This is a genomic window from Mucilaginibacter sp. (assembly GCF_028288105.1).
Classification (GTDB): Bacteria; Bacteroidota; Bacteroidia; order Sphingobacteriales; family Sphingobacteriaceae; genus Mucilaginibacter.
The window spans coordinates 1-12896 of the sequence record NZ_JAQBOI010000066.1 but is presented as its reverse complement, the minus strand read 5'-3'; the positions used below and the strand labels follow the sequence as shown (position 1 = coordinate 12896).

11 protein-coding genes and 1 tRNA gene are annotated in these 12896 nt (G+C 40.5%); 4 read left to right on the top strand and 8 right to left on the bottom strand.

Annotation, left to right across the window (positions count from 1 at the left end):
* Positions 1-2210, bottom strand: a 2210-nt coding sequence (locus tag JWQ85_RS04700; protein ID WP_299464694.1) for a DPP IV N-terminal domain-containing protein, incomplete at its 3' end; no start/stop codon positions are given.
* Positions 2211-2349: 139 nt separating this feature from the next.
* Entirely contained in the window at positions 2350-2838 is a 489-nt protein-coding gene (locus JWQ85_RS04695) for an anthrone oxygenase family protein (RefSeq protein WP_299464691.1), read from the bottom strand.
* Between the two features lie 229 nt (positions 2839-3067).
* Between JWQ85_RS04695 and JWQ85_RS04690 the strand changes: the two genes are divergently transcribed.
* The gene (locus JWQ85_RS04690; RefSeq protein ID WP_299464688.1) at positions 3068-3532 is read left to right on the top strand and encodes a carboxymuconolactone decarboxylase family protein; all 465 of its coding nucleotides are present in this window, start codon (positions 3068-3070) and stop codon (positions 3530-3532) included.
* Between the two features lie 100 nt (positions 3533-3632).
* Here the strand turns inward: JWQ85_RS04690 and JWQ85_RS04685 are convergent, their stop codons facing one another.
* The 3 genes from JWQ85_RS04685 to JWQ85_RS04675 form a co-directional block, all read right to left on the bottom strand.
* On the bottom strand, positions 3633-5084 hold the full coding sequence (locus JWQ85_RS04685) for a beta-lactamase family protein (protein ID WP_299464685.1): 1452 nt from the start codon (positions 5082-5084) through the stop codon (positions 3633-3635).
* A 253-nt stretch (positions 5085-5337) separates the two neighbouring features.
* Positions 5338-5425, bottom strand: a tRNA-Ser gene (locus tag JWQ85_RS04680).
* Positions 5426-5491: 66 nt separating this feature from the next.
* Entirely contained in the window at positions 5492-6211 is a 720-nt protein-coding gene (locus JWQ85_RS04675; RefSeq protein ID WP_299464682.1) for a hypothetical protein, read from the bottom strand.
* Between the two features lie 344 nt (positions 6212-6555).
* On the opposite strand from JWQ85_RS04675, the gene JWQ85_RS04670 reads away from it, so the two are divergent.
* On the top strand, positions 6556-7527 hold the full coding sequence (locus tag JWQ85_RS04670; RefSeq protein ID WP_299464679.1) for a polyprenyl synthetase family protein: 972 nt from the start codon (positions 6556-6558) through the stop codon (positions 7525-7527).
* 62 nt (positions 7528-7589) lie between these two features.
* A complete protein-coding gene (gene cdaA / locus JWQ85_RS04665) occupies positions 7590-8381 on the top strand; it encodes a diadenylate cyclase CdaA (protein ID WP_299464676.1) in 792 nt (263 codons plus the stop codon).
* Between the two features lie 2 nt (positions 8382-8383).
* Here cdaA and JWQ85_RS04660 read toward each other — a convergent pair whose 3' ends face one another.
* The 3 genes from JWQ85_RS04660 to JWQ85_RS04650 form a co-directional block, all read right to left on the bottom strand.
* On the bottom strand, positions 8384-8767 hold the full coding sequence (locus JWQ85_RS04660; RefSeq protein ID WP_299464674.1) for a hypothetical protein: 384 nt from the start codon (positions 8765-8767) through the stop codon (positions 8384-8386).
* An 80-nt stretch (positions 8768-8847) separates the two neighbouring features.
* Positions 8848-9306: a hypothetical protein gene (locus JWQ85_RS04655; RefSeq protein ID WP_299464671.1), complete on the bottom strand. Its 459-nt coding sequence runs from the start codon at positions 9304-9306 to the stop codon at positions 8848-8850.
* Positions 9307-9413: 107 nt separating this feature from the next.
* Positions 9414-11900, bottom strand: coding sequence for a M1 family metallopeptidase (locus tag JWQ85_RS04650; protein ID WP_299464668.1), 2487 nt, complete (start codon positions 11898-11900; stop codon positions 9414-9416).
* A gap of 274 nt (positions 11901-12174) precedes the next feature.
* On the opposite strand from JWQ85_RS04650, the gene JWQ85_RS04645 reads away from it, so the two are divergent.
* Positions 12175-12896 (top strand): Gfo/Idh/MocA family oxidoreductase (locus JWQ85_RS04645; RefSeq protein WP_299464665.1); only part of this gene is annotated, 722 nt, incomplete at its 3' end.

The following is a 12896-nucleotide window of genomic DNA, read 5'->3' as shown; positions in this document are numbered from 1 at the left end:
CCATGCGGGCTGTTAGGGAATATCACCAGGTCGAAGCTTTTATTGGCTTTCTCAAGAGCCTCAACTACCAGCAGTGTATTGTATGGCGGCACGTTGTTATCCATCATGCCATGCGCAAGCATTAGTTTACCTTTCAGGTTTTTAGCGAAATTCTGATTAGCCTGGGCATCATAGTCTGAATTTTCTACAAGGCCGTTATAGCGTTCGGCCCAATCATCCTCGTAGTTGCGGTTCTCGTGGTTGCCCGATTCTGAGATGCCCACCTTAAAGAAATCGGGATAGCGGAACATTGCCGCCGCGGTAGCAAAACCACCGCCCGAATGGCCCCATATACCAACTTTGGTAGTATCGATAGGGTATTGAGCAGCTAATTGTTTAATGCCTGTTATTTGATCGGGCAGGGTATTATCACCCATGTTACCATAGTTCATATCATGAAAGCTTTTTGAGCGCAGCGGGTTGCTGGTGCCTTCTATTACTACTACAATAAAGCCCAGTTCGGCCAATGCCTGATGATCGTTTCTTGATGCCGCGAACGACCAGCTGCCAACACCACCACCCTGCGGGCCCGGATAGATGTAATCAATAACCGGATATTTCTTATTAGCATCCATCTTGGTTGGTGTAAACACCAGGCCATAAATATCGGTAGTGCCATCGTGTGCTTTAAGCTTAACAGGGGTAGGTGCTTTCCAGCCGGTTGCTACTAATCTTGATATATCTGTTTTTTCTAAGGTTGATAACAATTTGCCGTTCATATCGCGCAGAACGATAACGGGTGCAACATCAGGTTTTGAGTAGCTGTCAACAAAGTACTTGTCGTCAGGCGAGAAAGTAACGGTATGGTTACCGTCTTCGGGCGTAAGCAAGGTTAAGCCCTTGCCGTTAAAATTGATTTTGTACAGGTGAGAGAAGTATGGGTTGCCCGGCTCGCGGCCACCTGCCACAAAGTAAAGTGTGCGGGTTTTTTCGTCAACTTTAAGCAGTTTGGTAACTACCCAGTTACCTTTGGTGATTTGATTTTTTACTTTGCCGGTTGTGGCATCGTAAAGATATAGGTGCCCCCAGTTATCACGCTCCGAGAACCAGATGATCTCTTTTGAAGCAGGCAGGTAGCGCCAGTTAATAGCACCCCAGCCAGATTCGTATTGTGTTTTTACAGTTTCTTCAAATACATCGCGCACGGCGCCGGTTTGGGCATTTGCTATGCGGAATTTCTCGTTCTTATGATCACGTGAGGTAGATACAAACGCGAACTCAGAACCATCATCTTTCCAATCAGCATCATCAAATGTACCGCTGCTTGATATATCATCGCTCAGCGTGGCGCGGTGCGGATCTGGCGCTATGTTAAAGCGGATAACTTTTGCATTATCTACATCAACAATTACCCTTTGTATGGTAATGATCTCTTTATCACCCGGCAGGGGATATTTCCATGCCATGAGTTTTGGTTTGCCCACATTGGTTGTAACCAGGTACATATCGCTGGCATTGCGCTGATCCTGCTGAAAAGTTGCAATTTTTTTTGAATCAGGCGACCATGATACGATAGGCCTGTCGCTGGTGGTCCAGCCGGCGTTATCCGTAGCATAACCAAAGTCCTTAATGCCGTCGGTAGTTAGTTGGATTTGTTTGTTGGTAGCAACATCGCGCATCCACAGGTTGTAGTTTTTGATGAAAGCGGCACGTTTGCCATCCGGCGAGAATACTTCGTTACCGCCACCTCTGGCAGCGCGGCCTGTAAGAACAGGTGCCTTAGCTTCCACTGCTTTAGATGTATCTTCGGTTACCTGGTTTGTTTGCGGGTTGTAGCTCCATTTTTTGCCATCAGCAGTAAACAAAACCGATTTGCCATCGACAGAATAATTTATGCTTTGGAAAGGCAATTTATTGGCATCATATTTTTTACCAGCAGCAGCCGAAAGCGCATCGGCAAGTTTTTGCGAGTCAAAAGCGGCGGTACGTGTTTTTTTAACAGGGTCAACCAATATAAATTCGTTGCCTTGCGCTGTTGAAACGCGGTACCAAAACTTATCGCCGGCAAGCCAGTTTGGCCTAACACTGGCACGGTCAATAAAAGGGTCGGTATTGTAGCTTAAAAAGCTTTCGGCATGTTCGTAATCTTTAGCGGTTACCGGGGCGCTTTGCTGGGCATTTGCGCTAAGCGCTAATGCAAAAGCCGTTACCGTTAGTAAATATCTGTTCATATTCTAATAAAAATCGTTTTTCAGTTTGTTATTTGAAAACACCAAGATAAAGCAAATTAACAGTTTGGTAACACTGGCTAAAGTATAATGATTGTTACATAAGTCGGGAGATGCTTTAGATATGAAAATAGCAATTAAATTATTCGGATCTATAGATGCAGCCTATTATTACCAGTACTAAACAAGCTACAGAGGCAATGGTACGAATGTTATGTAACAGCAGCCATGGCCGCTCAAAACTTAGGCGTTGGCTGGCAATATCATCAACGGTTGCCGACTTCAGATCGAAGCCTGCCAGTTTATTATTCAAAGGAACGTTACCGAACATGGTTACGCCAAACACCCCAATGGCATATAATACCGCGGCGATAAGCAGCAGCAAAAATCGGCCGGATAATGATTGTTCATAATTGACCCATGCGCTTACCGGCAGTAATACCAATGTGCCCATAAAACTTAAAAAGAATAATGGGTTAAGTATGGCGCTGTTAATGTTTTGCATAGCGGCAAGGTATTCCCTATCGGGCAGGCGCCCCAATCCTATATTTACCGAACAGGTATAGGCATAAAATAAACCGGCTATTAAAGCGGTAGATGTGGCGGTTATGATCAGGATAATATTGTTCATTTTAAACAACTTGCAAGGTAGCGGTATGCGCAATGATTTGAAAATTCAACTTCTTATCAGATAACGAAAATCTGGGTTTGTTGTGACAAGTAAATATAAGAAATTCTTAGTTTTAGTACCTTGTTACCCCCAGTGCTCTCTTTTTATATCTTTTAATTTTTGTCCAATTTCTGTGAGACCATTCGTCATAAGGGTGATTCAAATATTTATAACAATTAAAGTAAACACCATGGAACAACGAATTAATGTTTTCGAAAAAGGCCAAAACGCAATAAAGTCGTTATACGGATTAGGAGGGTATCTGGCAAAATCAACAATTGAGCAATCCCTTTTAAATTTAATTTATTTTAGAGTATCGCAAATTAATGGCTGCGCTTATTGCCTGGATATGCACTCAAAAGATCTGCGGGTAAAAGGAGAAACAGAACAACGCCTTTATGGTTTAAATGCCTGGCGCGACGCCCCCTTTTATACCGACCGTGAACGCGCCGCGCTTGCCTGGGCCGAAGATGTTACAGACATTATTGGAAGCCGTGTTAGCGATGCCGTTTACGAACAGGCAAGGGCCCAATTTTCTGAAGAAGAATTGATAGATCTGACAATGGGGGTTATAGCCATTAATACCTACAACCGCCTTAATGTTGCATTTCGTACCACGGCAGGAGGGTACAAACCCGGCCAACACGCAGCGTAAGCTGATTTTTACAGGTTATAATAAAGGCCATCTACTAATAGTAGGTGGCCTTTATTATTGATGGAATTAGGTGATTTTGCAGCTTTAAATAAATTAAATGTTAGCGACTATTTTTCCTCCTTTCAGCGTACTTAAGCTTATCAAGTATGTAAGTCCAATGAGGATTTTGGGGGTCTAATTCAAATGCTCTTTCAAAACATTTAATAGCTTTTTCTTTATTATTATTCCGTTTAAAGGTTTCTCCTAAACTTTCATATGCCAGCGTGGATTGTGAATATTCCTTCGAATTTAATTCGAAGATCTTTAGGGCTTCTCTTATTTTTTTATCCCTCCTCAATTCATTGCCTAAATAATTGAGTTGATTTTCATTAAAAATAAACGAGGTGTTTTTTGATGATTTGAGCTGCTGATATAATGCAATTGCGGAATCAACACTTTTCCTTCGAGTGGTTGCCCTTAGTGTGTCCAATAAAGCCCATGGATAACGATATGGCTGAATTTTATGAACAGAATCAAGGATATGCCGGCCAATATCTGTTACAGGATTGCTTGAGTTGGACAAAACAACTATCCCAATTTTATTTTTTTTATCTATCCCCAAAAAACTGCAATACCCAGGCATTCCACCATCTTTAAAGAGTAAACCCTCATTCGTGAGGGTCCAACCCATTGTAGTGTAAGTATCATCCCCGTCTTTTTTTGCCCGCCGCACATGGGAGAGCTCCATAGCCGGTAGCAAACTTGATTTAATTAAGGCCATATTGGCTTCAGCGAAAGTAAGGAGGTCGTTTACAGTTGAACGCAAAGCGCCGCCCGCATCTATGGCGCCCAAATCTGTTAGGCCTACCGGAACTCCTGTTTCCGTGTGCCCTACCGACAAATTTGATTTTTGTGTTGCCGTTAATGAAATAGTGGTATTATTCATATTTAGTGGCTTACAAATTTCTTCAGTTAGTAACGCCTCAAAATCCTTTTTCGCAACTAAGCTCAATATATTGCCTAATAACCCGTAGCCCACATTTGAATAGCGCCACTTTGAATCAATATCATAGGGAGGTTCAAAATTTGAAACATACTGGTATAACTTGTTTACGGTATAATCAATATATGGCTTGTCTAAATCTTTCGGGTCAACATTGTATGGAAAACGTGGCATTCCCGACCTGTGTGTTGATAAGCTAAGTAACGAAATTTCTTTTCCGTTTCTTTTCGGTATTTTTACTCTTTTTGGAAGGAATTTGGAGATTGGATCGTCAAGATTTAGTTGTTGTTTTAAACTCATGTCTGCCAATAGCAACGAAGTAAATACTTTTGTAATTGACCCAATTTCATAAATTGTATTGCTATCCGGAAGCCTGGGATCGCTATCACTTATTTTACCTTCCGCGAATATTTGCCTGCTATTTGAATTTACGATCCCAACGATGATACTTTTGCTTCTTTTGTTGGCAACTTCCTGCTTAATGATCGCTCTTATACTGTCAATTGGTATTTGGCCAAAAGCAATATTTGTTGCAATAAGGAGAAAAATGATGATTATGCATTTTTTCATGATACTTTTTTTTGCTAAAGACTCTTACACGGACTTAGGTGACTTATCTAACGGAATAATAATACTCTTTTTGAAATATAATTGAAGTACTTCACAGGGTGATAAATATAGTGCGCTATTATTTACTACCAGCAATTTTGAAATGAAAATTTTATGTTCCCCCCGCCCGGACAAGCGGAGGACGCTTAACCGCAGATTTTTTTTAATGTCCACGCTAAAAAAAAATGCCCCGGCATTAAGCCAGGACATTCAGCGGAGAGGGAGGGATTCGAACCCTCGATACACTTTTGGCGTATACACACTTTCCAGGCGTGCTCTTTCGACCACTCAGACACCTCTCCGGGTATTTTGAGGATTGCAAAGGTAAAATAATAACCTTTATTACTGAAGGCCTAACGCATTTTACATTAAATAAGTGATTTAGTAAAATAACCGCCCCCTGGTAAAGCAAATGCAGTTTTTAAAATCTGCCTCGATCTTTGATCTATATAAACCAAAAACTCATAACCACCGTTTTTCATGTTCAGCACAAATACGGGCGTATTGTTTCCGTTGGGCATGAGCAATACATCCGTCATTATTTTAGTGATCTGTATGGTGCCATTCTTTTTAGTATCGCCCTGGTAAACTTCAAATTGCAGTGGTTTAAGTTTCTCTATAGGTAACGCCCCTAAAATGTACTCACTTAAAAAAGAATCAAAATAAGCATCAGGCATAGTAAATACGCCATCATAATTAGCTTTGCCTTTTTGCTCGGTATGGATTTGTATATTGTGGCCTTCGCTATAATCATAACGGGTTATATCTGTTCCCGCCCTTGATAGCATGTATAACGGCTTTAAACCCGGGTATGTGCTTACGCTCGAATCTTTTTTGGCATCGTTTCTTAATTGTATATAAGTTAAGGTATGTTTAACCGTATCTATCCTGGTAATAAGGTTTAAAACTGCTTCTTGCAATACTTTGCCGTTTTTATCAAGCCAGCAAAGCTTATGAAACACATTCTGATTTTTTAGGTATTGGTAATGTATAATTGTATCGCCGGGGTTTATGGTGTTTTGCGCCATTAAGGTTATCGGCATAATTGTAATACAGGTAAGTAAAATTCGGTTGATGATCTTTCTCATAATATTGCTTGTTATTGTTATCAAGCCATAATTATAGGAGATAGGAGGAGTAAACCCATCAGCTTTTCAACAACTGTTGGCATAAATTAAACCATTAGGCAATTATGGGGTTTTTAGCAAAAAAAAGCGGAACCTTTGGGGCTCCGCTTTAAAACGAAAACTTTAACTCACAAAAACTAAACTTATATATAGTTATTACTAACTTATTATAATAGAGCGTAAAATGCAGCAAAGGTTTAATCACGGTAAAAATATTAGGTGTTTATGCATATATATTTTTTAAAGCTTATGTTTGCTGCTGATTGCCAGGTAAGGTAATTGCATAAAATGGCGGTTTGTTTTAGATGCTGAACATCAACGAAATTAAAAGACCTATTGCTGCAGAAATTGATGTTTTTGAAGAGAAGTTCAAAACTTCTATGCAAAGCTCAGTACCCTTGCTTGATCGTATTACACACTATATTGTAAAACGTAAGGGCAAGCAGATAAGGCCTATGTTTGTATTTTTTTCGGCCACTATTTGCGGGGGGATAAACGAATCTACCCATCGCGGTGCCGCTCTTGTTGAACTGCTGCATACTGCCACACTTGTCCACGATGATGTGGTGGATAACTCTTACCAACGCCGCGGCTTTTTTTCTATCAACGCTTTATGGAAAAATAAAATAGCTGTTTTGGTAGGCGATTACCTGCTGAGTAAAGGCTTGCTGCTTTCTATAGATAATGGCGATTTCAAATTACTTAAAATAGTATCTGAAGCGGTAAAGCAAATGAGCGAAGGCGAGTTGCTGCAGATAGAAAAGGTACGCAGGATGGATATCAGCGAGACCGTTTACTACGAGGTTATCCGCCAAAAAACAGCTTCATTAATTGCCTCTTGCTGCGCATGTGGTGCGGCATCGGCCAATGCTGATGACGAGACCATTGAAAAAATGCGCTTATTTGGCGAGAAGATAGGCATAGCCTTCCAGATAAAAGATGATATGTTTGATTTTGGTACCGATGATGTAGGTAAACCGCTTGGCATCGATATCAAAGAAAAGAAGGTTACGCTGCCGCTGATATACGCATTAAACAACAGCGAGAGCAGCGAGAAAAAACGGATGATACAATTGGTGAAAAACCATAACGACGATCCTAAAAAGATAACCGAGATCATCAACTTTGTTAAAGAAAAAGGCGGGCTTGAATACTCTGAAACCCAAATGAAGAAATACCAGGAAGAGGCATTTGCCATATTAGATACCTTCCCTGCGGGCGAGGCCAAAACAGGGCTGGAGCAATTAGTGCGTTTTACTACCGAGCGTAATAAATAAGGGTCATAATAATTTACATTCCCCAAATAATGATGTTAACGGAAACTTATTAACTTCGTAACATGCCATCTTTTGATTTTAGCAGCCTTAAGGTAACCCCTTTTGCCATATTAGACATAATTCTATTGGCAGTTATTATTTATCAGTTATACAATCTGATAAGGGGTACTATTGCTGCCAATATTTTTATTGGATTGGCAATAATCTACGTACTGTTTTTTATCGTTCCTGAATCAAAAATGCCGTTGTTGGCCGGCATACTTAAGAAAGTAGCAGATGTAGGCATTATAGCAGTTATTGTTTTGTTTCAGCAGGAAATACGCCGGTTTTTATTATTAATGGGTAAAAATGCCTCTTTACAACGTAACAAAGCTTGGTGGCGTTATTTTTTTGGTAAGGCCGAGACCGAAAAGAATAACTTTGCCCGTATTAAACCTATTATAGATGCCTGCAAAAGCATGAAACAAACCCGTACCGGGGCTTTAATAGTTTTCGCCAAGTATTACGACGAGCAATTTTACCAGAACAGCTGCGAAGTGCTGGATGCCAAGATATCTAAACGGATACTGGAAAGTATCTTCCAAAAAAACAGTCCCCTGCATGATGGAGCTGTGGTGATATCAGAGAATAAAATAAAATCGGCCAGTTGCATACTGCCCGTTACCGAAAAGGCCGACCTCCCCGCTCAGTTCGGTTTACGCCACCGCGCAGGCATTGGTGTTACCGAAGCTAATGACGCCACAGCCATTATTGTATCAGAAGAAACAGGCGAGATCTCATATGCCAAACAAGGCCGTATCAAAATGGATATCAGCTTTGCTGAGTTAGAAAAATTGTTAAATAAAGATTTTTAAGGTTAAGGGATCACCTTAACATCCGTTTTGCCTTTGCCGGGGTTTTTGCCTACAATAGGCATCTTTGAATTACCTTCCAATTTTATTACCGGCATTTTAGAGTAACCTTGTGTTTTTATAACAGGCATATTGTATGTTCTGCTATTTGCACTTAGCATATTCTGGAATTTCTTATCCAGCTCAATTTTATTGATGTCGATATCCGGTTGTTTAAAGAATTTATCGGTTGATATAGTTGGTGGGATGCTGCGCCAGGCGCTGTCCGCTTTAAAAGGCTGAGTTAATTTACCGCCAAGTGTGTTATCAAATGGTGCTACGGTTGCTTTCTGCGCCATCAATTGACCGGCGCTGATAAACAGGGCTATAAATAACAGTAACTTTTTCATAAGTGTTTTGGTTCACACTAAGTTACAATTAATTGTATTTAAGATGAATACCGTAAATGTTAAATTGTTTAATTTAACATTTAGCCTTCAAGTAAGCCGAACTGCTTTAAATGATGCGTGAAATGTTTACTATGCCAAATAACCCATTCGTTATAGTCCATTGGGCCAAAACCGCCGTGTATGGCAGTGGTGCCCGGAGTTTTAAAATATTGGTCAAAAATTTGCAGATCAGTCATTAACTGTTCAATGGCTGTTTGCAGGTCAGCATAACAATATTCATCGGGCAGTGGCCCTAAAAATAAGTTTTTGGGTATTTGCACATCGGTGTAAATGCTAAGTTGTTTGGCCTTGTAAGCTACGTCTTCAGGGCGATCGCAGGTAGGTATTAATGTGCCGTTAGCATATTGAACGTTTTCTATTAAATGCTCGATCATTTGCTGAGGTGTCATTTTACCCCAAAGTGGTTTGGTATCAACATTAAGCTGAAGCAATAATGCATGTAAGGCCTTGCGGTTTGCAGTATCAACTAATTGACTCATTTTCCTGGTTTATTAATACAAATATGTGATTTGTATCCAATATTTGGTTTTATAACACAAAAAAAGCCTCTCCGTAATGGAGAGGCTTCCTGTTATATCCTGATAGACTACTCGGCTTTTTGAAGCTCAACAGTAGCTTTATCAATAGTAGCAATTGATGCTGTATCGTTTAATTTAGCACGATCGGTTTTTATGCCGGCCAATATAGTTACTACCTGTGGGGCAACACCATATTTTTTGTACTTGGTACCAAAATCGGCAATCGCTTTTATGCCTTTTTGTGCCTGCTCAGAGCTTTTAATACGGCCCGTAAAATCAGCAAATTTCTTCATGATATTAAACTGAGTTTGTGGCTGGCCTTCGGTAAATGCTTTGTATACATAATCGTATTGGTCATCACTGCCGCTTGTGGCATAAGTAACCAGTATAGCTTGTTTTAAAGCGCCTTCGCTGTCTTTCTCGTAAGTTTTAGCTAAGGTTAATGCATCTGCAGGGTTAAGTAAACCCAACGCGGTTAAAGCAGCACCTTGTATAGCGTACGATTGGCTTTTTAATGCATCCTTAAATATATTACTATTGCCAGCTGCTTTTAGTTTACCTAAAGACGTAATGGCAGCAGCCCTTACCAATGTGTTCTCATCGGTTTGTGCCAGGCTAACCAATACCGGTACGGCAGCATTGCGTACATCGTCATTGGTCATATCTGCAGCTTTAATGGCCTTGATACGCAGCTCATAATACTTATCCTTTAACGCAGCAATAATTACCTTGCGGGCACCGGCATTTGTCTGCTGTTTTGCAGCAGCGTTGATAGCTTCAAAGCGGTCAAGGAATAGCGGCGCGTTAAAATATTGGAATGTAAATTCATCAATTGATTTATTATCTGTTTTTTTAACTAACAGCATTTTATCACCATCAACGTTTACCAGGCTTGGTTTTGTTGCCGAGTGGAATACCAGGCTATCTGCCTTGTTGCGGATCCAAAATTTACGACGATCCATTTTGCCATCAGCGTAAACATCAATAGCTAACGGTAAAATGAAGGCATTACCGTCTTGTGTTTGGTTCATATAAACGGTTTGGGTTTTGGTAGCATCATCCCATTTGTAGGTAATGTTCAATATCGGGTGGCCTGCGCCAAAATACCATTGGTTAAAGAACCAGTTTAAATCGCGGCCACTGGCTTCTTCCATTGCTAAACGCAATTGGTGTGCCTCGCCGTTTTTAAGCGCGTTTGCTTTTAGATAAATGTTTAAGCCCTTGTAAAAAGCAGCATTACCAAGGTAGTTGCGCAGCATGTATAATATGCTACCACCTTTTTGGTAAGTTACGGCATCAAATACATCTTCCTTGTCTTTGTAGTGGAAACGTACCAGGTCTTTAGTTTTAAGCTCTGGCTGGCTTAGGTAATTTTGTCTGTCATCATAAATGTGTGCATCACCGGCATCTTTTCCATATTTATGCTCGGCCCAAAGGGTTTCGCTAAAATCAGCAAATGATTCGTTAACGGTTAGGTTGCTCCAGCTTTCGGCAGTAACATAATCACCAAACCATTGGTGGAAAAGCTCGTGTACAATAGTGCTGCGGCCCTGGCTAAAGTAAGCATCAATAAGCTCACGTTTTGTAGCTTGTACATATTCGCCGTGCAGGGTAGCGCTGGTGTTTTCCATAGCACCGCTCACGTAATCGCGAACAACTATCTGAGAATATTTATTCCACGGATAATCAACACCTAAGGTTTTAGAGTAAAAATCAATAACCTCTGGCGTAAAACCGAATATATCCTTAGCGTAAGGGGCATATTTAGGCTCCAGGTAATAACTTACCTCTTTACCTTTCCAGGTGTCTTTAATTATTTTAAAATCACCAACAGCCATCATAAACAGGTATGGCGAGTGTGGCAATTCTTGTTTCCAGGTATCAGTACGGGTACCATCGGCATTAACCTTTTGCGAAGCTAAACGACCGTTTGATAGCGTAACGTACTTCTTAGGGACGGTCATGATGATCTCGTCGGTAGTTTTTTGGTTAGGCTTATCAATGGTAGGGAACCATGCCGATGAACTTTGGGTTTCGCCCTGTGTCCAGATCTGGGTAGGCTTATCTTTTTCGGTACCGTCAGGGTTAATAAAGTATAAACCTTTAGCATCGGTTATAGCAGCGCTGCCGGTTGCTTTAAGCTCATTTGGTTTTGATGTATAATCAATATAAACGGTATAGCTTTCGTTGTTACGATAAACCTTATCAAGTTTAATGTTGATGGTAAGGCTATCATATGTAAACTTAAGTGGTGTGTTTTTGCCGGCTTTTACAATAGATACATTTTTTATATCCATGCCCTGCGCATCTAAACGTAACGAGTCGGTAGCGTAGAAATGTGGCTTTAAAGTAACCCATTCCTTACCATACATATAGCGTTTCTTATAATCGAAACGTACATTAAGCTTAGTGTGTACCAGGTCATTTATTTTTGGTGTGGTTTCCCGGTAGATCTTTAAAGCAGGGTCTTCCGGTGGGGCGGTCTGCGCTACAGCAGTGCTTAGGGCACAAGCGCTAATGCTACCTATCAGTACGGCAGCGTAAAGAGTTTTCATATATACTTTAGTTTGGATTTTGATATGCGTGCATAATAAAAGCTAAATTATTAGTTTTTATTTGATTTAAGACGGCAAAATAATATTTATGTTACATACATGTAACCCTTATTTTAAGCGATTGTCATATCGTAGTTTATGTGTTTCCTTTTTAAGAGAACTAAGTAAAAACGTTATGTAATAAAATTGCTATCAAAAAGAAATTTAGGTATTAAATACTAAATTAGCCGTTACCAATTATTGTGCTAATACATCACTAATACCTATTTTTATTATGCAACGCAGAAAATTTATTCAAAATGTGGCTGTTACAGGCACCAGTTTTTTAATAGGCTCAAGTATTGCAAACGCCGCTATTTATAAAGGTTCGCCCAATAAAAAGGTGGTGATAGGTATAATGGGTGTTAACAGCCGGGGCGCTTTTTTGGCGCAAAAACTGGCTGCTTTGCCCGATGTAGAGATAGGTTATATATGTGATGTAGATAGCATTGCTATGGCCAAATGTATTGCCGATATAGCAAAGATAACTGGCAAAAAACCAACCGGAATTGCTGATATACGCCAGCTGCTGGAGAAAAAAGATCTGGATGCGTTAGTAATTGCCGCGCCCGATCACTGGCATGCACCTGCAACCATACTGGCCTGCCAGGCAGGTAAGCATGTGTATGTAGAAAAGCCCTGCAGCCATAACCCACACGAAGGTGAAATGGCTATAGCCGCCGCTGCCAAATATAATAGGTTGGTACAAATGGGGAGCCAGCGCCGTTCGTTTGATAATGTACAAAAGATGGTGGCCGAACTGCATAGCGGCATTATTGGCAGGGCATATTTTGCAAGAGGCTGGTATGTAAATAATCGTAAATCAATTGGTGTGGGGAAGGTGATACCTGTGCCTTCAAATTTAAATTACGATTTATGGCAGGGATATGCGCCACGCAAGCCTTATAAAGATAACCTGATACACTATAACTGGCACTGGCATTGGAACTGGGGTAC